The 23,334-nt window shown below is 72.0% G+C and carries 21 protein-coding genes and 1 pseudogene; 12 read left to right on the forward strand and 10 right to left on the reverse strand.

All coding sequences use genetic code 11. From position 1 onward, the window contains the following. Nucleotides 1–472: pseudogene (locus LZ495_RS41985) on the reverse strand (hypothetical protein); the annotation flags it as partial. Then, a complete protein-coding gene (locus LZ495_RS41990; protein WP_235058523.1) occupies nucleotides 469–1,257 on the reverse strand; it encodes a ferritin-like domain-containing protein in 789 nt (262 codons plus the stop codon). The pseudogene LZ495_RS41985 and the gene LZ495_RS41990, both read right to left, overlap by 4 nt. A gap of 202 nt (nucleotides 1,258–1,459) precedes the next feature. Here LZ495_RS41990 and LZ495_RS45180 point away from each other — a divergent pair, with 202 nt between their 5' ends. Continuing rightward, nucleotides 1,460–1,849 (forward strand): TetR-like C-terminal domain-containing protein, encoded by a 390-nt coding sequence (locus tag LZ495_RS45180; protein WP_235058524.1) that lies wholly within the window; start codon nucleotides 1,460–1,462, stop codon nucleotides 1,847–1,849. A gap of 126 nt (nucleotides 1,850–1,975) precedes the next feature. Here the strand turns inward: LZ495_RS45180 and LZ495_RS42000 are convergent, their stop codons facing one another. From LZ495_RS42000 to LZ495_RS42010, 3 genes are all read right to left on the reverse strand, one after another. Next, nucleotides 1,976–2,821, reverse strand: a complete 846-nt coding sequence (locus LZ495_RS42000) for a DUF4097 family beta strand repeat-containing protein (RefSeq protein WP_235058525.1) — start codon at nucleotides 2,819–2,821, stop codon at nucleotides 1,976–1,978. A gap of 137 nt (nucleotides 2,822–2,958) precedes the next feature. Next, nucleotides 2,959–3,477 (reverse strand): hypothetical protein, encoded by a 519-nt coding sequence (locus tag LZ495_RS42005; protein WP_235058526.1) that lies wholly within the window; start codon nucleotides 3,475–3,477, stop codon nucleotides 2,959–2,961. 181 nt (nucleotides 3,478–3,658) lie between these two features. After that, nucleotides 3,659–4,756, reverse strand: a complete 1,098-nt coding sequence (locus tag LZ495_RS42010) for a magnesium and cobalt transport protein CorA (protein ID WP_235058527.1) — start codon at nucleotides 4,754–4,756, stop codon at nucleotides 3,659–3,661. A gap of 179 nt (nucleotides 4,757–4,935) precedes the next feature. Between LZ495_RS42010 and pgi the strand changes: the two genes are divergently transcribed. Continuing rightward, nucleotides 4,936–6,588, forward strand: a complete 1,653-nt coding sequence (pgi, locus tag LZ495_RS42015; protein WP_235058528.1) for a glucose-6-phosphate isomerase — start codon at nucleotides 4,936–4,938, stop codon at nucleotides 6,586–6,588. A gap of 42 nt (nucleotides 6,589–6,630) precedes the next feature. Here the strand turns inward: pgi and LZ495_RS42020 are convergent, their stop codons facing one another. Beyond that, complete coding sequence (locus LZ495_RS42020) at nucleotides 6,631–6,864, reverse strand: hypothetical protein (protein ID WP_235058529.1); 234 nt, start codon at nucleotides 6,862–6,864, stop codon at nucleotides 6,631–6,633. A 214-nt stretch (nucleotides 6,865–7,078) separates the two neighbouring features. On the opposite strand from LZ495_RS42020, the gene LZ495_RS42025 reads away from it, so the two are divergent. Further along, nucleotides 7,079–7,390 carry a hypothetical protein gene (locus tag LZ495_RS42025; protein ID WP_235058530.1) on the forward strand — a complete coding sequence of 104 codons (312 nt, stop codon included), beginning with the start codon at nucleotides 7,079–7,081 and terminating at the stop codon, nucleotides 7,388–7,390. Here the strand turns inward: LZ495_RS42025 and LZ495_RS42030 are convergent. Next, nucleotides 7,350–8,309, reverse strand: coding sequence for a tellurite resistance/C4-dicarboxylate transporter family protein (locus LZ495_RS42030; RefSeq protein WP_235058531.1), 960 nt, complete (start codon nucleotides 8,307–8,309; stop codon nucleotides 7,350–7,352). The genes LZ495_RS42025 and LZ495_RS42030 overlap by 41 nt on opposite strands. A 334-nt stretch (nucleotides 8,310–8,643) precedes the next feature. Between LZ495_RS42030 and LZ495_RS42035 the strand changes: the two genes are divergently transcribed. Then, the gene (locus tag LZ495_RS42035; protein WP_235058532.1) at nucleotides 8,644–10,335 is read left to right on the forward strand and encodes a TlrC/CarA/OleB/SrmB family ABC-F type ribosomal protection protein; all 1,692 of its coding nucleotides are present in this window, start codon (nucleotides 8,644–8,646) and stop codon (nucleotides 10,333–10,335) included. 202 nt (nucleotides 10,336–10,537) lie between these two features. After that, on the forward strand, nucleotides 10,538–11,203 hold the full coding sequence (locus tag LZ495_RS42040; RefSeq protein ID WP_235058533.1) for a tetratricopeptide repeat protein: 666 nt from the start codon (nucleotides 10,538–10,540) through the stop codon (nucleotides 11,201–11,203). A 47-nt stretch (nucleotides 11,204–11,250) separates the two neighbouring features. Here the strand turns inward: LZ495_RS42040 and LZ495_RS42045 are convergent, their stop codons facing one another. Then, nucleotides 11,251–11,649, reverse strand: coding sequence for a nuclear transport factor 2 family protein (locus LZ495_RS42045; RefSeq protein ID WP_235058534.1), 399 nt, complete (start codon nucleotides 11,647–11,649; stop codon nucleotides 11,251–11,253). An 87-nt stretch (nucleotides 11,650–11,736) separates the two neighbouring features. Between LZ495_RS42045 and LZ495_RS42050 the strand changes: the two genes are divergently transcribed. After that, nucleotides 11,737–12,513, forward strand: coding sequence for a helix-turn-helix domain-containing protein (locus tag LZ495_RS42050; protein WP_235058535.1), 777 nt, complete (start codon nucleotides 11,737–11,739; stop codon nucleotides 12,511–12,513). Nucleotides 12,514–12,579: 66 nt separating this feature from the next. Further along, nucleotides 12,580–13,239, forward strand: a complete 660-nt coding sequence (locus LZ495_RS42055; RefSeq protein WP_235058536.1) for a maltokinase N-terminal cap-like domain-containing protein — start codon at nucleotides 12,580–12,582, stop codon at nucleotides 13,237–13,239. 34 nt (nucleotides 13,240–13,273) lie between these two features. Here the strand turns inward: LZ495_RS42055 and LZ495_RS42060 are convergent, their stop codons facing one another. Further along, nucleotides 13,274–13,999: a L,D-transpeptidase family protein gene (locus tag LZ495_RS42060; protein ID WP_235058537.1), complete on the reverse strand. Its 726-nt coding sequence runs from the start codon at nucleotides 13,997–13,999 to the stop codon at nucleotides 13,274–13,276. A gap of 274 nt (nucleotides 14,000–14,273) precedes the next feature. On the opposite strand from LZ495_RS42060, the gene LZ495_RS42065 reads away from it, so the two are divergent. Genes LZ495_RS42065 through narI form a run of 4 tightly spaced genes read left to right on the forward strand, consistent with a single transcriptional unit; the run spans nucleotide 14,274 to nucleotide 20,965 of the window. Further along, nucleotides 14,274–17,984, forward strand: coding sequence for a nitrate reductase subunit alpha (locus LZ495_RS42065; protein WP_372498722.1), 3,711 nt, complete (start codon nucleotides 14,274–14,276; stop codon nucleotides 17,982–17,984). Nucleotide 17,985: 1 nt separating this feature from the next. Beyond that, on the forward strand, nucleotides 17,986–19,584 hold the full coding sequence (gene narH, locus LZ495_RS42070) for a nitrate reductase subunit beta (protein WP_235058538.1): 1,599 nt from the start codon (nucleotides 17,986–17,988) through the stop codon (nucleotides 19,582–19,584). After that, nucleotides 19,581–20,240, forward strand: a complete 660-nt coding sequence (gene narJ, locus LZ495_RS42075; RefSeq protein ID WP_235058539.1) for a nitrate reductase molybdenum cofactor assembly chaperone — start codon at nucleotides 19,581–19,583, stop codon at nucleotides 20,238–20,240. Before narH ends, narJ begins: the two co-directional genes overlap by 4 nt. Next, the gene (narI, locus tag LZ495_RS42080; RefSeq protein ID WP_235058540.1) at nucleotides 20,240–20,965 is read left to right on the forward strand and encodes a respiratory nitrate reductase subunit gamma; all 726 of its coding nucleotides are present in this window, start codon (nucleotides 20,240–20,242) and stop codon (nucleotides 20,963–20,965) included. Before narJ ends, narI begins: the two co-directional genes overlap by 1 nt. A gap of 370 nt (nucleotides 20,966–21,335) precedes the next feature. Here the strand turns inward: narI and LZ495_RS42085 are convergent, their stop codons facing one another. Continuing rightward, nucleotides 21,336–21,962: a TetR/AcrR family transcriptional regulator gene (locus tag LZ495_RS42085; protein ID WP_235058541.1), complete on the reverse strand. Its 627-nt coding sequence runs from the start codon at nucleotides 21,960–21,962 to the stop codon at nucleotides 21,336–21,338. Between the two features lie 148 nt (nucleotides 21,963–22,110). Here LZ495_RS42085 and LZ495_RS42090 point away from each other — a divergent pair, with 148 nt between their 5' ends. After that, nucleotides 22,111–23,334, forward strand: a complete 1,224-nt coding sequence (locus tag LZ495_RS42090; protein WP_235058542.1) for an outer membrane protein assembly factor BamB family protein — start codon at nucleotides 22,111–22,113, stop codon at nucleotides 23,332–23,334.

The following is a 23,334-nucleotide window of genomic DNA, read 5'->3' on the forward strand; positions in this document are numbered from 1 at the left end:
CGGCGTGCTGGGCCATCGCCGTGGTGGCGAAGGACGCCACCGCGGGCGGCACGGTGCCCAGCTTCCCGGCGCCGGCGGCCTGGATCGCGGCCTGGTAGGCGGCGACCGCCTGGTTCTCCAGGGCGGTGGCCAGCGCCACGACCTGAAGGTCCCCGGTGTAGGTGCCGCCCGGGGCGGCGGCTGCCTGCGTCGAACTGGCCGACGGCGTGGACTTGGCCGTGGACTTGTCGTCGCTGCTGCAGGCGGCCAGCGCGAACGCGGACAGGCCCAGCAGGCCTGCGCCGCGCAGGAACCGGCGCCGGTCCAGACCGGCGGTGGGCAGGGCGCCTTGGCGGTCGCGGATCTGCTCGCCGAGTTCGGCCGCGGAGGCGTACATCGCGGGCAGGGTGGCGCGGTGCGCCTCGTCGACCTCGCGGGTCAGTGCCGCGAGTTCGGCTTCGGTGCCTTCGAACTGCCTGGAATTGCGGGTCACTTCACGGCCCCTTCGGTGATCGGGGAGGCGTCCTTGGTCGGGTAGAAGGCGTCGGGGAACCCGACCGAGCCCGCTGCCGCGGGCAGCGCGGCCGCGTCCGGCGGCAGCTTGATCTGGTCCGCGAGATTCGCGGCCAGCAGCGCCTGGACGGCCAGCAGCACCGCCTTGTGCTGCGCCTCGACCGGGGCGACCGAGCCGAACAGCTGCCGCAGCGCCGGGTCGGAGACCTGCGAGACGTTCTTCGTGTACGTCTGCGCGGCGACGTCCTCGAGGGTGATCGCCAGCTTGACCACGTCCGCGGGGCCCTTGATGGTCGGCAGCGCCTGCTGCACGATCGCCGCGTACTTCGGGTCGGGCTGCGTCTGCTCCTTGCCGCCCGCCTTGACGGCCGCGGCGTTGAACGCCTTGGCGTGTGCGGCGTGCTGGGCGGTGGTCTTCTCGACGAACGCCTTGACGACCGCGTTGCCGTTCTTGATGAACTCCAGCCCGGCAGCGGTCGTGTAGACGTTCACCGCCAGGTTCTCCAGGGACGCGGCGGTCTGCAGCGCCATCACGTCGTCGCCGTTCGCCGCCGCCGCGCGCCCGGCGCCGAGCAGCACCGCACCCGCGGCCGCACCGCCCAGCAGGCCCGGGCGCCACCAGCGCCGCGACTTGGCCGGCACGTCCTCGCGGACCTGGCCGAAGTCCTCCAGCGCCGCGCGCGTGATCCGCGACGCGTCGCTGTGCAGGTCGTCGGACTCCTCCGTGAGCTGTTCCAGCCGCCGGGTGTCGATGGAATCGGTCACCGTGCGGGCTCCTCTCCCTTGGCCCGCCGGTCACGGGCACTCGCCCTGACCTTCGCGGCCGCGGCGTTCCCGGATTGCCCGAAACCCTGACGGGTGATCCGATGTCACCCGGACGGAGCAACGCAGCGGCGGCCGGCCGACGTCGGTTCACTCGTCCGGGTTACGCGACCCATCCGCGGGCCGTTGCGGTGCCGAACCCGGCGTGTGGAACCGGTCGTGCCCCCGCGCTCCCGGGAGACGGTTCCCGTCCCGCCGGTGTGCGGCCGCCGACCACGGTGCGACCGCACACCGGCCGGCCCGGGCCCGGCGCTGGACGCGATCAACGACCGCGTGGGGGAGAGGCGCTCGACTTCCCGGCTACTGGCTACATTGCCGCCGAGTCAGGACCAGAGCCGGCCGGGGCCGCCTGCAGAAGGCGATCGCGGACGGGGAACTCGCGCCGGAGACGCCGACACGGGAGATGGTCGAGCTGCTCTACGCGCCGCTGTACTACCGCCTGCTGCTCGGCACCGACGAGCTGACCGAGGAAAGCGTGGCCGCCCTCGTCGAGCTGTGCCAGGGCGGCCTGGGGCCGGGCGGCCGGGAGCGCTGACGCCGTTGGGCCGGCGGGGGTGCCGCCTGCGGACCTGGCGCCACTTCTTGTTGTGCTTGCGCGACTTCGCGGACGCCTTGGCGAACTCGGCGTCGTCCATCACCTCGTCGCGACGGAGGGTCGTGGTCAGGGGCGGGCGCGGAGGATGTCGATGTTGCCGTGGTTGGTGCGGGCGCGGATCTGCACGGTCTCCTCGTCCTTCGCCGGGGAGCCGGCGCCGGACAGCGAGTTGCGGACCTGGCCGACCGTGGAGCTGACGTCCAGCCAGGCCGCCGTGCCCTCCCGGATGCCGATCTCGATGCCGCCGTGCGAGGTCTCCAACTGGACCGTGCCGCGCGCCACTTCGCCCAGCCGCAGGGTGCCGTGCGCGGTGGTCGCGGCGACCGAGCCCTCGGCGCAGGAGATGTCGATGTCGCCGTTCGAGCCGCTCACCCGCAGGTCGCCGTACGCGGTGCCGATCGTCGTGCTGCCGTGCGAGTTCTTCAGCACCGCGGAGCCGTTGACGGTGCCCACGCGCATGCTGCCGGAGCTGGTGGTGATCTGCGCCGAGCCGTCGATCCGGGCCACGTTGATGGAGCCGTGCGCGGCGGTCAGGTGCAACTGGCCCGTGGTGTCGAGGCGGACGTCGCCGGCCGAGGTCTTGACCCGGACCTCGCCGAGCCGGCCCTCGCCCAGCACCTGGGTCCAGGCGCCGTTCATCTGCACGTTCGAGCCGGTGGGCAGGTCGACCGTCACGTCGACGGTGCCGGTACGTCCGAAGAGGTAGCGCTGCTTGGGCGTCCGGATCGTCAGGACGCCGCCCGAGTACGTGACCTCGGTCTGCTGCGCGGACCGCACGTCCTGGTCCTTGCCGGGGTCGCGCGGCCGCACGTCGACCACGGTGTCGGTGCGGTCGGCGGCGGTGAACCGGACGGAGCCAGCGTCCACCTGCACGGTGGCCGAGATCGCGGCGGGAGTGTCGAAAGAAGGCATGGCTGTGCTCTCCTCATGGGTCCGTGGGACGTCCCCGCAGGTGGGACGCGGTGGGGTGAGGTTTCTCGGGGGAGGCTTCGCGGGTGTGCGGCCTTGCGGCTGTGCCGTCTTGCGGGGGCGGCGAGGCGCGCCTGGGGTCAGCGCACCCAGCCCTGGAAGTTCTGTCCGACGCTGTGGCTCTTCGCACTCGGGCGCGGCGGTGCGCCGCCGTCGACCGCGGCCGCCACGGCCCGGACGAGCCAGGCGTTCACCGACAGGCCCTCGCGGCTCGCGGCCTCTTCGGCGCGGGTCTTGAGGTGGGCGGGCAGCCGCAGGTTGACGCGTGCGGTGCCGCCGTCGTCGCCGTCGGCGGGCGCCTGCGTGCGGAACGGCTCGGCGTGGGCGGCGGCCGGTTCCGCGGGGCCGCTGCCCGCGGGCGGCGGCGTCACCACGAAGTCCGGGTCCAGTCCGCGCAGCCGTACGTCGACGGAGCCCGGGGCGAGGTCGCGGGTGATCTCGTCCATCGCGGCGGAGAGCACGTTGAGCATGGCAAGGCGGGTCGCCGACTCCAGCGGAGCGACGAGGCGTTCGGCCAGCTCACGGGCTTCCTTGCCGCCGGCCTCGGCGGCCACCGCGAGTTCGCGGCGGAGGTTGTCGACATACGGGGTCAAGTCCATGGCGCCATCATGGCATCAATATGATGCCATTGGCAAGCGTGTTGGCGTCAAGTGTCGCGCTCGGCTGGAGAAGAGGGCCCTGACCTGCGGAAATGCGATCCACCAGAAGGCGCCACAGTGTGGCGCCATGTGGCACTGCATGGCATCACTTGGCATCACGTGGTGCCAGTCGGTGCCGCAGTCACAGCCACCCGTTGCGCCGGAACGCCCGGAAGAGCAGCCCGCAGGCCGTCGCCATCGCGGCGAGTACGGCCGGGTACCCGTATGTCCACCGCAGTTCGGGCATGTGGTCGAAGTTCATGCCGTACACGCCGACGAACATGGTCGGCACGGCCAGCAGCGCGGCGATGGACGCGATCCGCCGCATGTCGGTGTTCTGCTGGATGCCGACCCGGGCCAGGCTCGCGGTCAGGATGCTGTCCAGCAACTCGTTGAACCCGGACAGGCGTTCCCGGGTCTGCGCGAGGTGGTCGGCGATGTCGCGGAAGTAGGCGCTCATCCCGTCCTTGGCGCCCGGGAGTTCGAGGCCGGCGAGCCGTTCCAGGGGTATCGCGAGCGGCATGACGGCCCGCTTGAACTCCGTGAGTTCGCGCTTGAGCTGGTAGATGCGCTCGGCGTCGTTCGTTCCCGCGTGCGGCGAGAAGACGTCGGACTCCAACTGCTCGAAGTCGTCCGCGATCTTGTCGGTGACCCGCAGGTAGTCGTCCACCGTCCGGTCCGCGATCGCATGCAGCACGGCCGCCGGGCCCTGCGCGAGCCGCTCTGGCGCGGCCTCCAACTTGCGGCGCAGCTCCTTGAGCGGCGGCGCGCTGCCGTGCCGGACGTGGACCACGAAGTCCTCGCCCGCGAACACCATGATCTCGCCGGTGTCGACCACGTCGCTGGTCGCGGTCAGCTCGTCGTGCTCGACGTACACGATGGTCTTCAGCACCAGGAACAGCGTGTCCTCGTACCGCTCCAGCTTCGGGCGCTGGTGCGCGTGCACCGCGTCCTCGACGGCCAGCGGGTGCAGGTCCAGCGTGGCGGCGATCTCCGTGAAGTCCGCCTGGGTGGGCGCGTGCAGCCCGATCCACACGAAACTCCCCGGGCAGGCCCGGGCCGCGTCCATGGCCTGGTGCAGGTCCAGCGAACCGGGCCGCCGCACGCCGTCCTCGTACAGCGCGCAGTCGACCACCGGCGTCCCGGCCCGGTTGCGCCGCATCGCATCCAGGTCGACGGCCGCGGTACGGGCCTTCCTGGCGACGTGCCGGCGCCGCCCCGGCGTGTTCGCGATGCCCATGGCGGTCACCCTTCCGGTTTCGCGTGTCGCGTCGATCGTAGGGGGCCCGGCCCGGGCGGCACAGCACCCCCGGGACCCGGCGCACGCAGCGCACCGGCGTACCCGGGGCGCCCGGTGCGCGGGAGAGGCGGGTTGTCGGGGTGCAGGGATGTTTCGGGTGGTTCCACTAGGTTTGGCGCATGACTTCGGCTCATGTTGCTCCGCGACTCGACCGGCGGCCCGAATGGGCGGCACTGAGCGACCACCGCAAGCGCTTCGGCGATACGCATATGCGGGACCTGTTCGCCGCGGACCCCGGGCGCGGGCAGCGGTACAGCGTCCGCGTGGGGGACTTGTACCTCGACTACTCGAAGCACCTGATCAACGACGAGACGCTGGGTCTGCTGCGCGAACTCGCCGCTGCGGCCGACGTGGTCGGGCTGCGCGATGCGATGTTCCGGGGCGAGAAGATCAACATCACCGAGGACCGCGCGGTCCTGCACACCGCGCTGCGGGCGCCGCGCCATGCGGTGATCGAGGTCGACGGCGAGAACGTCGTGCCGGGCGTGCACGCGGTCCTCGACAAGATGGCGGCCTTCGCCGACCAGGTGCGCGCCGGGGCGTGGATCGGCCACACCGGCAAGCCGATCCGCAACGTCGTCAACATCGGCATCGGCGGCTCCGACCTCGGCCCGGAGATGGCGTACGAGGCCCTGCGCACGTTCGCCCCGCGCGACCTGACGGTCCGTTTCGTATCGAACGTCGACGGCGCGAACCTGTACGAGGCGGTCCGCGATCTGGACGCCGCGGAGACGCTGTTCATCGTGGCGTCCAAGACCTTCACCACGATCGAGACGATCACCAACGCCACCACGGCGCGCACCTGGCTGCTCGGCCAGCTCCGGGCCGGCCAGGAGGCGGTCGCCAAGCACTTCGTGGCGCTGTCGACGAACGCCGAGCAGGTCGAGGCCTTCGGTATCGACACCGCCAACATGTTCGAGTTCTGGGACTGGGTAGGCGGCCGCTACTCGTACGACTCGGCCATCGGCCTCTCCCTGATGATCGCCATCGGCCCCGACCAGTTCCGCGCGATGCTGGACGGATTCCACCTCGTCGACGAGCACTTCCGCACCGCGCCGCCCGAGGAGAACGCGCCGATGCTGCTCGGCCTGCTCGGGGTCTGGTACGGCGCCTTCTTCGACGCGCAGTCGCACGCGGTACTGCCGTACTCGCACTACCTGTCCAAGTTCACCGCGTACCTGCAGCAGCTGGACATGGAGTCCAACGGCAAGTCCGTGGACCGCTCGGGGCAGCCGGTGGACTGGCAGACCGGGCCGATCGTGTGGGGCACGCCCGGCACCAACGGCCAGCACGCCTATTACCAGCTGATCCACCAGGGCACGAAGACGATCCCGGCGGACTTCGTCGGGTTCACCGCGCCGTCCTGCGCGCTGCCGGAGGCCTTCGCCGGGGCGCACGACCTGCTGATGGCGAACTTCTTCGCGCAGACCCAGGCGCTGGCGTTCGGCAAGACCCCGGACGAGGTGCGGGCGGAGGGCGTGCCCGAGGAGCTCGTCCCGCACAAGACGTTCCGCGGCAACCACCCGACGACCACGATCCTGGCCACCCGGCTCACCCCGCACGTCCTCGGGCAGCTCATCGCGCTGTACGAGCACAAGGTCTTCGTGCAGGGCGCGGTGTGGAACATCGACTCGTTCGACCAGTGGGGCGTCGAACTCGGCAAGGTCCTGGCCAAGCGCCTCGAACCGGTCCTGGAGAACGGCGCCGAGGCCGAACTGGATACCTCCACGGCCGCCTTGATCGCCCGCTACCGGGCCGGCCGGGGGCGCTGACGCCGAGCGACGCGGGGCCGCCTGCTCCGGGGGCGGCCCCGCTCAGGTCGCGGACACGACGTGGCGGCAGGGGATGTCGTCGTCGGAGTGGCTGGCGAGGAAGGGCGCGTCGGTCGTGCCGCACCAGCAGCACTCGGTGCTGCGGGTGTCCACCATCGCGGGATGCCAGCGGGTCCGCGGGTAGTGGTTGCGCCAGCAGGCCTGGCACAGCGTGTGCGGGTAGAGATCCTTGCCCTGGGAAGCGAGGGGGATCACCGGATAGAAGCCGAACGACATATGGATCCGCTCCCTCGCGCTGTGGGTAATTGGGGTGTCCCGCTTGCGTGTTGCCCGCCTACCCGGAGCAGGGCCCGGGAAGACGGAATGCCCGGGAGTTCGCCCGGATGGCCCCGTCGGGTGGGCTGCATGGCATCGTCATCCGCGCGCTATGTCGTCGTGACCTGCACTTTCTAAGGTGGGCGGACGGACAGCCGGACCGGGGGAGGGCGCTGTGCAGAACAGCTGCGCGTGCGGCGAGCCGCAGGCGGTACGCAACCTGATCGGGTGGATCGGGCACGTCGGGATGATCGCGTTCCTGGTGGGCGGGGTGGTGCTGGTCGTGGGCATCGCGCTCATCTGGAGCGGCGTCTTCGACGGCATCGCGGCCCGGCTGTTTCCCGGGACGGACCGGGACGACGACCCGGGCGAAGCCGAACCCTCGGACGGCCCCGCGTTCTTCGCGTGGCGCGAGGCGGGGGACCAGGCGTCCGGTGAGGACGCGGTCAGCGGGCGGACTGCGCCCGGGCGAAGCCGATCGCGGTAAGCGTCCAGGCGGCGAAACCGATCCACAGCAGGACGCGCCCGAGGTCGTCCAGCCACCCGATGCCGGCCGCCGCGGACACCAGGACGCAGGCGACCGCGGTCATCCCGAGCGGGAAGACCGTTGCCCAGCGGCGGATGTCGTAGTGCAGCCGCGGCCGGTAGATCTCCGCGGCCGCCAGGACCGCGTACCACGCGAGCGCGAACCCGAGGACCACGAGCGTCGTGGTGCGCAGCGTCGTGTGCGCCCAGCCCGTCCACAGCGGGGACGCGACGAGCTTGGAGCCCGCGACCGCCGAGATGGCGAGCGCGCCGCCGGCCACCCAGTGGTCGCCCGCGCCGGTGAGCACCTGGCCGAAGTCGAAGCGGCGCAGGGCGTCCAGGTAGAGCAGCAGGCCGAGGCCGAACAGCGCCAGCGCCGCCCACATGAGCCAGTCGCCGCCCTTCGGGGCCAGGTTCCCGGCCAGCACGGCAAGCCCCTGAGTGGCCACGCACACCAGGAACGCCGCACCCGGCATGCGCCGGCCCCAGTGCCTGATCACCGCGATGAGCAGCACCGGCCAGGCGGCCGCGGCGATCACCAGCAGCACGCCGGCGACCGCGTACCAGTCGAACATCGTCAGCCGGGTGCCCAGGACCGCGGTCGCGGCGACCGCGGTGAGGGCCGGGGGAGTGTCGGCGCTCTGCGACCAGCCGCGCGGATCGCGGACCAGCCGCTGCGCGAACGCGACCGCGAGCACCACCCACACCACTGCCGCGATCCACATGAGGACCTTCGAGAGCGGTTCGAAGCCGGTGAGGTGCAGGCCGATGGAGACGATGCCGGTGGCCATGACGGCGGAGCCGTAGACGGGCGGTACTTCCGCCCACCAGTGGGTGTCATGCCGGTCCTGGCCGGTCTGCGCGGAAAGCTGCGCTGTCACGGATCGTCTCCTCGCCGCCGTCGCCGGAGATCCGATCATCGGGTACCAGGCCGCGCTTGACGGCGTATTTGCGGTGGTTTGCCCAGGGTGTTTCGCGCGCGCCGGACCGTTGCGTCGAGGAAATTCTGCGAGACGAGACGAATCGTCTTGACAGGGGCTCCGAGATGCCGCAGAGTGCTTTTCAAGAAGCGAGACGCAACGTCTCATCTCACTCGTCAATCGGAAGGCCGCTCATATGCGCACCCCTGTAGTCCCCAGCCCGACCACCACCACCACGGGCGCCGCAGTCACTGCCGCACGCCGCCCGGTCCGCCGCGAACAAGGAGAAGCCTCCATGCTCCGTTCCCAACTGTCCCTGCACGGTGTCACCCGCCGCTTCGACGATCACGTCGTCCTGGACGCCGTCTCGTTCGCGGTCGCCCCCGGTGAGAAGGCCGGGATCATCGGCGACAACGGCGCCGGCAAGTCCACGCTGCTCCGCCTCGTCGCCGGTGCGGAGCGGCCCGACGCGGGCGAGGTCACCGTGGCCGCACCCGGCGGGATCGGCCACCTGGCCCAGACCCTGGACCTGCCGCCCACCGCCACCGTCCAGGACGCGGTCGACGCCGCCCTCGCCGACCTGCGCGGCCTCGAAGCCCGCATCGCCGGCGCCGAGGCCGCCCTGGGCGACGCGTCCGACGCCGAACTGCCCGCCGCGCTGGACGCGTACGCAGACCTCGTCGCCCGCTACGAGGCCCGCGGCGGCTACGACGCCGACACCCGCGTCGACGTCGCCCTGCACGGCCTCGGCCTGCCCGGACTGGACCGCGCCCGGATTCTGGGCACCCTGTCCGGCGGCGAACGCTCCCGGCTCGCCCTGGCCGCGGCGCTCGCCGCACGGCCCGAACTCCTGCTCCTCGACGAACCCACCAACGACCTCGACGACCAGGCGGTCGCGTGGCTCGAAGCCCACCTGCGGGCGCACCGCGGCACCGTGCTCGCGGTCACCCACGACCGGGTGTTCCTCGAACGCGTGGCCACCACCATCCTCGAAGTCGGCGACGGCAAGGTCACCCGCTTCGGCGACGGCTACGACGGCTACCTCGCCGCCAAAGCCGCCGAACGCCGCCGCATGCTCCTCGAATACGAGCAGTGGCGCACCGAACTGGCCCGCAACCGCCGCCTGGTGGCCGCCAACACGGCCCGCATGGCGGCCATCCCGGCCAAGACCCCGCTCGCGGTCTTCGGCCACGGCGCCTTCCGGGCCCGAGGACGCGGCCACGGCGCCATGGGACGCATCCGCAACGCCAAGGAACGCGTGGCACGGCTGCTCGGCGACCCCGCCGCACCACCGCCCGAGCAACTCGCCTTCACCGCACGCATCGCCGCGGCCGACACACGACCGGACGCCACCGTCATCCCCACCGCGGTGGCCGACCTCGGCGGCATCCGCGTCGGCAGCCGCCTGCACCTGGCATCCCTGCGCATCCACGCAGGCGAACGCCTCCTGGTCACCGGGCCCAACGGCGCCGGCAAGTCCACGCTGATGCAGGTACTCGCCGGCGAACTGCGCCCCGACGCCGGCACGGTCCGCACCCGCGGCCGCGTCGGACACCTGCGCCAGGACGGCACCCCCTGGGCCGCCGGGCTCACCGTCGTCCAGGCATTCGCCCACGGTCGCCCCGGCGACCTCGACACCCACACCGAACACCTGCTCTCCCTCGGCCTGTTCGGCCCGCGCGACGTGCACCGCCGGGTCGGCGAACTGTCGTACGGCCAGCGCCGCAGGATCGAACTCGCCCGCCTGGTCGCCGACCCCGTCGACCTGCTCCTCCTCGACGAACCGACCAACCACCTCTCCCCGGCCCTGGTCGAGGAACTCGAAACCGCGCTCGCCGAGTACCCCGGCGCGGTCGTCGTGGTCACCCACGACCGCCGCATCCGCAGCCGGTTCACCGGTAGCCGCCTCGAACTCGACGCCGGCCGCGTTGCCGCGTACCGCACCACCGAGACCGTCCGCACCCTCGCCGAGTCGGCAGCCCGGTGACGCGCACGCGCCCCGCCCGGCCGCCGCGAGCGATCGGCAGGACAGGACGGGACACCACCACGAGGTCCCCGGGTCACCCGACCCGGGGACCTCGACTGTTTCCGCCCTCGGCGTTCCCTCCCATCCGGAACCCGCCATAGGCTCGTCCGACATATCTCCGGGGCCGCATCGGTGGTCCCTTCGAGGATCACGGGGGCGAACGATGGCCGTGGACGGTCGGCTCGAACGGGCCAAATCGCGTTACGAACGCAGCGTCTTCTCCGGCGAGCATTCCGGCCTCGACCAGGCCGACCGCGAACTCGACGCCCTGGAAGCGGACCTGGCGATGTCCCGCGGCCGGATCCGGCACGCCCGCTTCCTCGCGGAGCGCGATGCCGACCCGGTCGAAGACCCGGCAGAACTCCCTGAGCTCGAACGCGCACTGGCGCTGTACCGCGCGCTCGGGCAGACGCGCGGCGAGGCCGATGCGCTGCTCTGGATCGGCCTGGTCCACCAGGTCATCCGGCGCGACGACGCCACGGCCGTGCCTTACCTCGAACAATCCCGCGACCTTGCGGAACAGGCCGACGAAGTCGAGACGCTGGCCGAGGCCCTGCGCCACCTGGGCATCGCGCACCACTTCGCCGGCCGCCTGCAGCAGGCCCGCGACGACCTGACGAGGTCGTCCGAGCTCCGCCGGAAGGCCGGCCGGCCCGCGGGCGTCGCGTCCAACATGATCGGCCTCGGCTACATCGCCGCCGCCGAGGGCCGCCGCGACGATGCGCTGCAGATCCTCGCCGAGGCCGACGCACTCGCGCGGGCCGCCGATGCGCACGCCATCGCCGCCCGGATCGAGGAAGCACGCGCACATATCCGCCAGGCGGATTGACCGTCGGTCCGCGCGCGGATGGTTCAGACACACATGGGTCGGACGAATCAGGCAGGGAGTGCCCACCACGCCATGTGCGCGGCCGCTTCGGCCGTCGGTTCGATGATCTCCCAGGCCTCGGCGATCCGGCCGCCGGCGAACCGCCAGATGTCGACGACGGTGATCTCGGGCCCGCCCTCCGGAAGGCGGCGGCGCGAGTGCAGCATGACCAGGTCGCCGTCGGCCAGCATGTGCCCGACGTCCACCTGCATGCCGGCGATGTGGCCGTAGGCCGCACGTACCGCTGCCAGCCACTCCTCCTTCCCCGCGGACGCGTCCGGGCGGTGGTGGACGAAGTCGTCGGTCAGCACCGACGCCAGGGCGTCGACGTCCCCGGACGCCAGGAGCGCGGCGAGCGCCTGCTGGACGACGGCCTTGTTGTCGGTGGTCGTATGCGCTGTGGTCATGGCAGGAGCCTCACCCGGGACCGCGGGGATTGTCGATGACATGGCATTTCATGGCGTCCGGCGCCGAGGCGAGTAGCCTCGGTGATCATGCGGACAGCCACCGTCGGAGAGTTGCTGAGGCAGTGGCGGCACCAGCGGCGGCTGAGCCAGCTCGACCTGGCCATCGCCGCCGATGTGTCGGCACGCCACGTCAGCCTGATCGAGACCGGAAAGACCAACCCGAGCGCCGCCATGGTGCTGCGCCTGGCCGCCCGGCTGGACGTCCCGCTGCGCGAGCGCAACCGGCTCCTGCTCGCCGCCGGTTTCGCCCCGCGCTACGCCGAACGCCCCCTCGGCAGCACCGAGATGGCCGCCGCCCGAGCTGCGGTCGGCCGCGTCCTGGAAGCCCACGAGCCATACCCGGCCTTGGTCTTCGACCGGCGCTGGAACATCGTGGCGTCCAACCGCGCCTTCGAACCGTTCCTCGCCGCCGTGGACCCCGAACTGCTCCGGCCGCCGGTCAACATGATCCGCCTCGCCCTGGACCCGCGCGGCTTCGCCCCGATGCTGGCCGACCCGGCCGACGCACGAGCCATGTTCCGCAACCGGACCGCCCGCCGGCTCGCGATCGCCCCTGACCCCGAACTGGCCGCCTTGTACGACGAGTTCCTCACCCTCGAGCCGGCCGGCGAGGCGCCCCTCCCGGTCGATTCCGAGGTGCTGACCCCGATGGTCGTCCGCTTCGCCGGCCGCGAACTGCGCCTCTTCTCGACCCTCACGACCTTCGGCACCCCGCTGGACATCACCCTCGCCGAAATCACCATCGAGGCCTACTACCCGGCCGACCAGGAGACCGCCGCGTACTTCACCGGCGAGCCCCTGTGACGGACGGGAGCGCGGCGAGTGGCTAGGTTGGGGGACCCGTACGCGTACACGGAGAGGTCGTCCGGCATGGCTGTCATCCACCGCACCGAACTCAAGCCGACCAAGTTGGAGCTGCTCGCGGAGTGGCTTCCGTCGCGGTCCTGGTACCTCGGGACCGGTGAGCCGGAGTTGGCGAAGGCGGGCGGCTTTCGGCTGGACGACCCGGAGGGCGAGGTGGGGATCGAGTTCATGGTCGTCACCGACACGTCCCGCAGGGAGGCGATGGCCTACCTCGTGCCGATGACCTACCGCGCCGCGCCGCTCGACGGGGCGGAGAGTGCCCTGGTCGGCACCTTGGAGCACGGCGTGCTGGGGAAGCGGTGGGTGTACGACGCGTGCCACGACCCGGTGGCGGTCGCGCAGTTGTGCGCGGTGATCCGGGGAAAGGTCCAGGCCCAGGCGCAGAGTCTCAGCGACACCCCGGACCTGGAAGTGGCGTGCTCGTACGACGGCGACGGCCGGGTGCTCGGGGACACGGTCGCGGCCGCCGACGATGCCGAGGGGACCGTCCTGACCGCGGAGGACGGGCCGGCGCTGCGTCTGCACCGGGTGCTCCTGCAGGCCGCGGACGGCGTCGGCGTGTGCCCGGAAGGGGCTGTCGGCCACCTGGCATCCGCCTGGGAGGCCTCGGACGGGACGCGCGTGCGCGGGGTGTTCGCCGAGGTGCGCGCGGAGGACTCGGCCTGACCGCAGGGGCGGCCGGGCTCGGCCGCCGGGTCGGTCAGCGCTGCAGGGCGGCGGCGTCGCCCATCACGACCACGGGTTTGCGCGCCGGATCGAGGGCCCGCAGCAGGGTGCGCATGTCGTCCTTGCGGAGCGAGACGCAGCCGTGCGTCGGGCCGCCGTGGTCGACATGCAGCCAGATGCCGCCGCCCTTCTCGCGGCCGAGCGGCCGCTGCGGGTCGAGCGGCGAGGTGCCCTTGCGGCGGTTGTAGTCGATGGCGACGACGTAGTCGAAGGACCCCTCGAGAGGCTCGTCGGCGAACCCGCGGCCGCTGATCCGGAAGAGGTCGGACCGGTCGTAGGGGAGCTTGGCGCCCGGATCGGCCAGCCGTCCGCCCGCGTCGCTGAGCGTGAACGCCCCGATGGGGGAGCGCAGATCGCCCTCGCGGTGGTCGTCCGTCCAGCCGCGGAATCCGTTGTGGGTGGGCCAGGTGCCCTGCGGGCGCCAGCCGTCGGCGGCCAGCTCGTACAGCGTCGCGGCGCCGCACGCGGAGTCGCGGCCCTCCCCGGTGACGACCAGGACCTGCCGGGCGGCGGCCGGGACGGACGCCAGCGTCTTCTGGCCCAGGCCCGGCAGGGTCCGCGCAGCGGCGGAGCCGGGTGCGGCGGCCTTTGCGGCGGCCGGGGCCGGGCAAGGCGTGACGGAAGAGCCGCCGGCGGATTCTTCCTTCTTGCATCCGGCGGCGGTCAGCAGCGTGGCACAGCACAGCAGCACAACGGCCACGGTACGGAGGTCAGGCAGGCGCACAGCAGCATTCTTTCCGCCATAAGCCGGTGCGATAACCAGGCAGCGGGTTCTGTGCCGAGATCAAGACGTTCGCCAAAAGCGCCTATTTAATGGCGTTTCATCTGGTTTGCCCTCGGGGATCCGTGGGGCTGGTCGGAGCAGTGCCGGTCACCCGTCCGAGCGGCTCGCCGGGTCGGGAGGCCCGGTGCTGCCTCGCGGCTGCCTTCAGCGGCTTTCATGAAGCGGACGAACCAGACAGGCGGAGGCAGATGTGCCGGACGAGCCGGATGTGCCCGAGGCGACGACCGAACCGGGAGCGCTGCTGCTGAAGGCCGGGAAGTACTTCCGGCCCGGCAAGGCGGCCTCCGACCTGCACAGCGTGCAGCTCACCGGCGGGCGCGAGGCGGACACGTTCTACCGGGACCGGTGGAGCCACGACAAGATCGTCCACTCGACGCACGGCGTCAACTGCACCGGCTCCTGCCGCTGGAAGGTGTACGTCAAGGACGGCATCATCACGTGGGAGACGCAGGCCACCGACTACCCCTCGGTCGGCCCGGACCGCCCCGAGTACGAGCCGCGCGGATGCCCGCGCGGTGCCGCGTTCTCCTGGTACACCTACTCGCCGACCCGGGTGCGCTACCCGTACGTGCGCGGCGTGCTCGTGCAGATGTACCGCGAGGCGAAGGCGCGCCTCGGCGATCCCGTGCTGGCCTGGGCGGACCTCCAGGCCGACCCCGAGCGCCGCCGCCGCTACCAGCAGGCCCGCGGCAAGGGCGGCCTGGTGCGGGCGACCTGGGACGAGGCCGTGGAGATCGTCGCGGCCGCGCACGTGCACACCATCAAGGCGTACGGGCCGGACCGCATCGCCGGGTTCTCGCCGATCCCGGCCATGTCGATGGCCTCGCACGCGGCCGGCGCCCGGTTCCATTCGCTCATCGGCGCGCCGATGCTGTCGTTCTACGACTGGTACGCGGACCTGCCGGTGGCCTCGCCGCAGGTGTTCGGCGACCAGACCGACGTCCCGGAGTCCGGCGACTGGTGGGACGCCGCCTACCTCATCATGTGGGGCTCGAACGTCCCGGTGACGCGCACGCCCGACGCGCACTGGATGGCCGAGGCGCGCTACCGCGGCCAGAAGGTCGTGGTGGTCGCGCCGGACTACGCCGACAATGCCAAGTTCGCCGACGAGTGGCTGCACCCGCATCCCGGCACCGACGCCGCACTTGCCCAGGGCATGGGGCACGTGCTGCTCAAGGAGTTCTTCGTCGACCGGCAGGTGCCGTTCTTCCAGGACTACGTGCGGACCTACACCGACCTGCCGTTCCTGGTGACGCTGACCGGACGCGGCGACGCGGAGCCGGGCCTGGTGCCGGCCAAGTTCCTGCGCGCCGCCGACCTGGGCGACACCGGAGAAGGCGCGGACTGGAAGACCGTCGTCCTGGACGACGCGACCGGCCGCCCCGCGGTGCCCAACGGCTCGCTCGGCTTCCGGTGGACCGACTCCGGCAAGGGCAAGTGGAACCTGGACCTCGACGGGCTGACCCCGCGGCTCACCCTGCACGGCGCCGACGGGGCCGAGGCGGTCGAGGTGGACCTGCCGCGGTTCGACACCGAAGGCGGCGCACACGGCCAGGGCCGCGGCGAGGTGGTCCGGCGCGGCGTCCCCGCGGTACGCCTCGGCGGACCGGACGGGCCGCTGGTCACCACCGTGTTCGACCTGCTGCTCGCCCAGTACGGGGTAGGCCGCGAAGGCCTGCCCGGCACGTGGCCGCGCGCCTACGACGACCCCGAGTCGCCCGGCACCCCCGCCTGGCAGGAGCAGCACACCTCCGTCCCGGCCGCCGCGTGCATCCGCATCGCCCGCGAATTCGCCCGCACCGCCGAGGAGTCCCGCGGGCGCTGCATGATCCTCATGGGCGCCGGCACCAACCACTGGTTCCACTCGGAGACCATCTACCGGTCGTTCCTGGCTCTGCTGCAGCTCACCGGCTGCCAGGGCCGCAACGGCGGCGGCTGGGCGCACTACGTCGGGCAGGAGAAGTGCCGCCCGGTCACCGGCTGGGCCACGCTCGCCGGCGCCGGCGACTGGCACCGGCCGCCGCGCCAGATGATCGGCACCGGGTACTTCTTCCTCAACACCGACCAGTGGCGGTACGACCAGTTCTCCGCCGACGTCCTCGCCTCCCCGCTCGGCACCGGGCGCTTCGCCGGACTCACCGGGGCCGACCTGCTGGCGTACTCGGCGCGCGCGGGCTGGATGCCGTCGTACCCGACCTTCGACCGCAACCCGCTCGAACTGGCCGAAGGAGACGACCCGGCCGCCCGGGTGGTCGCCGAGCTCCAGGCCGGCACGCTTAAGTTCGCCGCGGACGACCCGGACGCCCCGGAGAACTGGCCGCGCGTGATGACCCTGTGGCGGGCCAACCTGCTGGGCTCGTCCGCCAAGGGCGCCGAGTACTTCACCCGGCACCTGCTCGGCACCCACTCCTCCCTGCGCGCCGAGGAAGCCGCGCCCGACCGGCGCCCGCGCGACGTGGTCTGGCGCGACCAAGCCCCCGAGGGCAAGCTCGACTTGCTGCTGTCGCTGGACTTCCGCATGACGTCCTCCACGATGCTCTCGGACGTCGTGCTGCCCGCCGCCACCTGGTACGAGAAGCACGACCTGTCGTCCACCGACATGCACCCCTACGTGCACTCCTTCACCCCGGCGGTCGACCCGGCCTGGCAGTCCCGCACCGACTACGACGCGTTCCACGCCATCGCCGGGCGGTTCAGCGAACTCGCCCGCGGGCACCTGGACACCCGCCGCGACCTGGTGGCCACGCCGCTCCTGCACGACACGCCGGGGGAGACCGCGCAGCCCGGCGGTGTCGCCCTCGACTGGCGGGCCGGCGAGTGCGCCCCCATCCCGGGCGTCACCATGCCGAACCTCACCGTCGTGGAGCGCGACTACACCGCGGTCGGCGCCAAGATGGCCGCACTCGGACCGCTCGTCGAGAAACTGGGGCTGGCCACCAAGGGCGTCGCGTTCATGCCCGACGAGGAAGTCGACGAACTCCGGGCCCGCAACGGCGTGGTGCGCGGCGGCCCGGCCGACGGCAGGCCCGCCCTCGACACCGCGCGCAAGGCCTGCGACGCCATCCTCGCGCTGTCCGGCACCAGCAACGGCCGCCTCGCCGTGCAGGGCTTCCGCAAGCTCGAAGAGCGCACCGGGCAGGAACTGGCCCACCTCGCCGCCGAACACGAAGGCAAGCGCATCACGTACGCCGACACCCAGGCGGCACCCGTACCCGTCATCACCTCGCCGGAATGGTCCGGCAGCGAAACCGGCGGACGCCGCTACACCGCGTTCACCACCAACACCGAGCACCTCAAGCCCTGGCACACCCTCACCGGGCGCCAGCACTTCTTCGTCGACCACGATTGGATGCACGAACTCGGCGAGGCACTGCCGGTCTACCGGCCGCCGCTGGACATGCACCGGCTGTTCGGCGAACCGCAGCTCGGCCCCGACGGGCAGCGCCAGGTGACGGTCCGGTACCTCACCCCGCACAACAAGTGGTCCATCCACTCCGAGTACCAGGACAACCTGTTCATGCTCGCGCTCTCGCGCGGCGGCCAGGTCATCTGGATGTCGGTCGACGACGCGGCCGCCATCGGCGTACGCGACAACGACTGGATCGAGGCGGTCAACCGCAACGGCGTCGTGGTGGCCCGGGCGATCGTCTCGCACCGCATGCCGACCGGCACGGTCTACATGCACCACGCCCAGGAACGCACCGTCAACGTGCCCAAGGCGGAGGCGTCCGGCAAACGCGGCGGCATCCACAACTCGCTCACCCGGGTCCTGCTCAAGCCCACCCACCTGATCGGCGGCTACGCACAGTTCTCCTTCGCCTTCAACTACCTCGGCCCGACCGGCAACCAGCGCGACGAGGTCACCGTCATCCGCCGCCGCGCGCAGGAAGTGGAGTACTGACATGCGGGTCATGGCCCAGATCGCCATGGTGATGAACCTCGACAAGTGCATCGGCTGCCACACCTGCTCGGTCACCTGCAAGCAGACCTGGACCAACCGCTCCGGCATGGAGTACGCGTGGTTCAACAACGTCGAGACCCGGCCCGGGCAGGGCTACCCGCGGCGCTACGCCGACCAGGACAAGTGGCAGGGCGGCTGGGAGCTCGACCGGCGCGGGCGCCTCAAGCTCAAGCAGGGCGGCCGGCTCAAGAAGCTGCTCACCATCTTCGGCAACCCGGTGCAGCCGACCGTCCAGGACTACTACGAGCCCTGGACCTACGACTACCGCACCCTCACCGACGCCCCGCTCGGCGACGACTACCCGGTGGCCGGGCCGCGCTCGCTGCTGTCCGGCAAGCCGATGGACGTCAAATGGTCCGCCAACTGGGACGACAACCTCGGCGGCATGCCCGAGCACGGCACCCGGGACCCGGTCGTCGAACGCATGCAGGCCGAGGTGGGGGAGAAGGTCCGCTTCGCGTTCGAGCAGACCTTCATGTTCTACCTGCCGCGCATCTGCGAGCACTGCCTCAACCCGGCCTGCGTCGCCGCCTGCCCGTCCGGGGCGATCTACAAGCGCGCCGAGGACGGCATCGTGCTCGTCGACCAGGACGACTGCCGCGGCTGGCGGCAGTGCGTCACCGGCTGCCCCTACAAGAAGATCTACTTCAACCACCGCACCGGCAAAGCCGAGAAGTGCACCTTCTGCTACCCGCGCATCGAGGTCGGACTGCCGACCGTGTGCTCGGAGACGTGCGTCGGCCGGCTGCGCTACCTCGGCGTCCTGCTCTACGACGCCGACAAGGTGACCGCGGCCGCCTCCGTCCAGGACGAAAAGGACCTGTACGAGGCGCAGTTGGGCGTCTTCCTCGACCCCGACGACCCCGAGGTCCGGCGCGCCGCGGAGCGCGACGGCATCGCGTACGACTGGATCGAGGCAGCCCGCCGCTCGCCGGTCCGCGCGCTGATCAGCACGTACCGGATCGCCCTGCCGCTGCACCCGGAATTCCGCACCATGCCCATGGTCTGGTACATCCCGCCGCTGTCCCCGGTCGTCGAGGCGGTCTCCGCCGCGGGCCACGACGGCGAGCAGGCGGGCAACCTCTTCGGGGCCATCGACGCGCTGCGCATCCCGATCGCCTACCTGGCCGAGCTGTTCACCGCGGGCGACCCGGCGCCGGTCCGCGCCTCCCTCGACCGGCTCGCCGCCATGCGCTCGCACATGCGCGACCTGAACCTCGGCCGCACACCCGACGGTTCGGCAGCCGGCGCGGTCGGCATGACGCCCGAGCAGATCGAGGAGATGTACCACCTGCTGGCCATCGCCAAATACGAGGACCGGTACGTCATCCCCACCGCGGCGGCCGGCGACGCCCGCCGCCTGGAGGAGAGCGCCCTGCCCGACGGCTGCAGCCTCGACTACGAGGACGGCCCCGGCATGGGCGGCGACGGGCCCTTCGGCGCCGACTCCGGCCGCAAATCCCTGCCGCTGGTGTCCGTGGAGAGCTTCCACATCATGCGCCGCCGCCAGACCTCCGACGACCCCGGGGACGCCCAATGAGCAGTGCCACCGTCGCCGCCGCATCCGGCACCACCGAGGACGAGGCCCTGCTGCACCAGGCCGCGGCCTGCCTGCTCGGCTACCCGGACGACGCCTTCGCCGCACAACTTCCCCTGGTCCGTGCGGCACTTGCCGACGTGAAGGGGCCCGGGGCGGACCGGCTGCGCAGCTTCGCCGACCACGCGGCCGGCACTCCGACCGCGGAGCTGGCCGAGCACTACGTGCAGGTCTTCGACTTCGCGCGCGCCGGGCTGTACCTGAGCTGGTGGACCGACGGCGACACCCGCCGCCGCGGGCAGTCCTTGGTGCGCTTCAAGGAGCACTACCGCGCCCACGGCTTCGAGTTCGCCGCGGGGGCCGAGGAACTGCCCGACTACCTGCCCGTCGTCCTCGAATTCAGCGCCGCCGCCCGCACCGCGGGCCTGCTCGCCGCGCACCGTCCGGCCCTCGAACTCCTGCGCCTGGCCCTGGTGGACGCGGACACCCCGTACCGACTCGTCCTGGACGGCGTCTGCGCGACGCTGCCCGGACCCTCGCCCAAGGACCGGGCCGAGGCCCGCGCGCTCATCCGCAGCGGACCGCCGTCCGAGGACGTCGGCCTGGAGCCGTACGGACACCTGGGACTGCTGCCCCTGCTGACCACCGGAGAGCACTGATGGACATCCTGCTGTGGGGGGCCTTGCCTTACGTCGCCTTCGCGAGCCTGGTCGGCGGTCTGTGGTGGCGGCACAAGTACGACCAGTTCGGCTGGACCACCCGGTCCTCCGAGGTGTACGAGTCCACCCTGCTGAACATCGCCTCGCCGCTGTTCCACTACGGCATCCTCGCGGTCCTCGGCGGACACCTGCTCGGCCTGTTCGTGCCGGCCTCGTGGACCGATGCCATCGGTATCAGCGAGCACGGGTACCACCTGATCTCGTTGTTCGCCGGAACCCTCGCGGGCGTGCTGGCCATCGCCGGCATCCTGATGCTCGTCTACCGCAGGCGCACCAACGCCCCCGTGTTCCGGGCGACCACCGGCAACGACAAGTTCATGTACGTCTTCCTGGTCGGCAACATCGTCCTCGGCCTGACCGCCAAGCTGGCGCACTCCTCCATCAGCAGCGGCTACAACTACCGCGAGACGATCGCCCCTTGGGCACGCAGCCTGTTCACGCTGCAGCCGAAGGTCGACCTGATGAACGGCGTGCCGCTCGCGTACCAGGTCCACGCGGTGGTCGGCATGTTCCTGATCGCGATCGTGCCGTTCACCCGGCTGGTCCACATGTTCAGCCTGCCGCTGCAGTACTTCTTCCGCCCGTACGTGGTCTACCGCAGCCGCGACCCGAAGCAGCTGGGCGAGGTGAAGCCGCGGCGCGGGTGGGAGCGCGTCGACAGCTGAACGCGGCCGTGCACAGAGCGAGTCGACTGCTGCTCAAGAGGTGGCGGGGGTCCTCGGGCGACCGCTGGGCCGCCTTGCGCCCTGTGAACCGACAGGTTTCCGGCGGCGGCCCGGATGCCTACGATCATGCGGCGAGGGACCCTTGCGTACGCGTCGGCAGGGCTGAGCCGGGGCCTGCCGTGCCGCCGCCGGCGAGGTGCCCGGCGGGCTGCGCCGTCTCCGGGACGGTGACGGCCGCAGAGGATGCGCGCCGGACGTCCGCGCGTCCGACCCGCTCGCCGCACCGGTCCGGGATCCGGAACCGAGGGCCGCTGTCCGATGGTTCAGGCCCGAGGACGCGGACCCGGGCCGGTGCGGCCCCTGCGGCAGGTCAGCCGGCCGCCGCGGGATGCTCCCCGGCCAGGCCCTGGAGCAGCAGCCGCAACTGCAGGTCGAACAGTTCGTCCGCCTCGTCGGCCGTGATGTGGTTGGCGTGCGGGTGCAGTTCGTCGTCGCTCTCGTTCCGGCAGCCCATCAGCGTGATCGCGATGGTCGTCCAGGTCAGCATGCGGCAGATGCGCACCCCGTCGGTGACCGTCAGCCCGCCCGCCTGCAGCGCGGCCATCAGCGGACGCGACGCCGCGGTGAAGCCTTCCCGGCTGCCGGACAGCGTGAGGAGGCCGGGGGCGCCGTCCGGCAGCGTGCGGAGCTTGGCGCGCAGCGAACGCGCCCAGCGGGCGGCGTACCTGGGCCACGCCTCACCGGCCTGCGGCGTCGGGGCCACGTCCGAGAAGACGTGCTCGGCCAGCGCGTCCAGCAGCGCGTTCTTGTTCGCGAACCGGTTGTAGATCGGCATCGACGAAACGCCGAGCCGGGCCGCGACGCTGCGCATGGTGACCCCGGCGAGGCCCTGTTCGTACAGGAGCCCGGCGGCCGCGTCGACGATCTCGGCGGCGTCCAGCGTGAAGGGGGCGGTCTTGGCCATGCCGTCGAGCGTACGGGAGCGCATGGAGGACATCGGGGGCACCTTCCGGTTGCCGGGCCGGAGGATCGGCCGGGCAGGTAATGCCCGTCCCATTTCCGGCATCCCGGCGTCGTGCAACGAGGATAACTATGTTATTCATGCGGGGGGAAGCGGAGCCACGGGGTGGGGCGAGGAGGCATCAGTGCCGGGGACGAAGCCGATATCGCGGCATACGATCCGGTTCGCACCGTGGGTGCGCCGGATCGAAGGCCGGCATGCGCAGCTGTGCGGTACGGGCGACGGACTCGTGGCCATCGCCACCGGCGGCATCGGGCGTTGGCGCGTCGAGGTCGTGGACGTGCCCACCGGCCGCACGCTCTGGCGGCGAGAGCAGTGCTCGCACCACGAACCGCTGCTCGCGCACGGCATCTTGTACGCGACCGGCAAAGGCCGGCTCCACGCCCTCGACGCGCGCACCGGCACGGAACTGTGGACCGTCCCCGTCGACTTCCTCGACAAGCCGGTGGCCGCCGACGCCACCGTGTGCGTCCTGCGAGTGGGCGGTGCGGTGGCACCCGGCGACGGGCACGTGCTCTGGACCCGGCAACCGCGGGAGCGCGCTGCGCCGCCGGGGCCCCTTGCTACACGTGTCGACCGGGAGGCGACCGTCGACGCCGACCGCGGTCCTGAACCCGACGCCGACGCCGACGCCGACCCGGACGCGGGCCCGCTGCTGGTCGTCGCCGGTGCGCACCGCGTCCAGGCCAAGGACGCCGCCACCGGAGAGCTGCGCTGGACCGCCGCGGTGGCGACCGAACTTTCCAAGCACAGCTCGTCGTTCGCCCTGCAGCCGGCGGACCGCCCGGTCCTCCTCGCGACGCGGACCGCGGGTGCCGCCGAGACCGTGATCGCCCTCGACGCGGCCACCGGGCAGGAGCAGTGGCGGCACGACCTGCCCTCCGACGCCGGGCCCGCGGAACTCCTCACCGGCGCCGGACAGGTCTACATCACCACCCGCGACAGCCCCGTCCCGTCCCAGGCGGCCGCGTCCCCGGCAGCCCGCCGCACCGCGCAGCGCCCCCGCTCGGTCCACGCCCTGCACACCGGCACCGGGCGCATCGCCTGGGTGCGCCCCGGAGCCGCGGTCGCCGCCTGGGGCGATGCGGTCTACCTCGAGGACGACAGCGCGGGACACCGCCTCAGCGCCGTACACGCCGCGGACGGCACGCCGCGCTGGACCGCCCCCGCGGCCGCACTTCCCGGATACCGCGTCGCGGCCGTCGTCGCCGGCGGAGTCCTGTGCCTCCTGCAGCGCACCGACGGCTACCGGTCCGACACGGCCGAGCTGGTCGCCCTCGACGCCGCCACGGGAGCCGGGCCGCCTTCCCCGGCCGGTGCCGCGGCTGCCCCGGTCGCCCCGGGGTGA

It is taken from the genome of Yinghuangia soli, from assembly GCF_021502675.1.
In the GTDB taxonomy this organism is placed as follows: Bacteria; Actinomycetota; Actinomycetes; order Streptomycetales; family Streptomycetaceae; genus Yinghuangia; species Yinghuangia soli.